A 1,121-nucleotide genomic window follows, 5' to 3' on the forward strand; every position below is an offset into this window, starting at 1 on the left:
GGCGACGCGGACAACGTCGTCGCGGAACTCCTGGGGATAGGGCTTGGGCACAGCTGGCATCCTTCCAGGCCGCCCGGCAGGGCAAGCCAGATCAGATGTCACCTACTCGTGCACCAGCCCCGTGCCATCGCGGCGATGCTGCCGGGAAACACGATCGTTCGACCACGATGAGCCGCAGCAAACGCTGCGATGTCCGGCGAGCAGTAGTCAGTGAACGCGAGGACAGCCGCGAACTCAGGACTGTTCTCAGGCGTGAGCACCTCGCCATCACGGGTCGATGACCGTGACGCTGCTTCGCCAGTCGCTTCAGCGGACGGTTGCCCGCTCGGCGAAGCTGTCGCTTCACCCGGCGCGGGATTCGCCGGGGCAGTGTTCTTCTCGATGACTAGCCCGACGGTCACAATGATTGCCAGCACGAGCACAACCACGCCGCCACCGATGATCCAAAGCAGCCGACGAGACTTCGGCCGGGGGCGACGGAAGGTGATTTCAACCTGAACCATACCTGGCGACTGCGAGACCAACTCCCAGCCGTCGGCCTCCCACTTCTTTACAATCCGCGACTCCATGCCGCGGACCGCACGGATCGTTTTCGTCTCGTACGTGACTCCGGTGTCCGTTGCCATGCTCACAGCCCCTCAGCTTCATGCCAGGAAGGTGGCCGGCCCGTGCTGAGCCTACTGGCCATCCGAGCCCGTACCCGCCACTGGGACACCCCATATCCCTTTGTCGCCCGCGGGTGATCCTGCGGAGGGTCAGGGCCGAAGGACGGACGAGTGCGGCTAATCTTGTCGAGTTTCGTCAAGAGAGGGCACCCATACGACCACTCCACCGCCTCCCCCACCTGGGTGGTATCCAGATCCATCGGGAGGTTCAGGATCACGGTACTGGGACGGCAAGAAATGGAGGGCACAGGTGGCGCCCGCCCCGCCAGCACCCGACTTGGGTAGTGGAAAGCTAGCCCCGCTGCTGTCTGATACACGGGGTGCTGCGGGTGCTCCGATGTCAACGGCCAGTTTGATGTCCCCGCTGGTGGCCAGGTAAAAGTCCCCACCCTGTGCGGGATGTTCTAGGTCGGTGGCACCTCCGTTCGGTGTGTCATGCGGTAGGAGTCGCCGTCG

The 1,121-nt window shown here is 63.9% G+C and carries 1 protein-coding gene and 1 pseudogene; one reads left to right on the forward strand and one right to left on the reverse strand.

What is annotated here, in order from left to right:
• Positions 1 to 98: 98 nt before the first annotated feature.
• On the reverse strand, positions 99 to 626 hold the full coding sequence (locus NWF34_RS25225; protein ID WP_258326395.1) for a DUF4839 domain-containing protein: 528 nt from the start codon (positions 624 to 626) through the stop codon (positions 99 to 101).
• A gap of 229 nt (positions 627 to 855) precedes the next feature.
• Between NWF34_RS25225 and NWF34_RS25535 the strand changes: the two are divergent.
• Positions 856 to 1,044: pseudogene (locus NWF34_RS25535) on the forward strand (DUF2510 domain-containing protein); the annotation flags it as partial.
• Positions 1,045 to 1,121 lie beyond the last annotated feature (77 nt).

The sequence above is a fragment of the Gordonia sp. GONU genome, assembly GCF_024733855.1.
Lineage (GTDB): Bacteria > Actinomycetota > Actinomycetes > Mycobacteriales > Mycobacteriaceae > Gordonia > Gordonia amicalis.

Coding starts and splice junctions, on each gene's coding strand:
- NWF34_RS25225 (WP_258326395.1), bottom strand. CDS start 626: ATGGCAACGGACACCGGAGTCACGTACGAGACGAAAACGATCCGTGCG.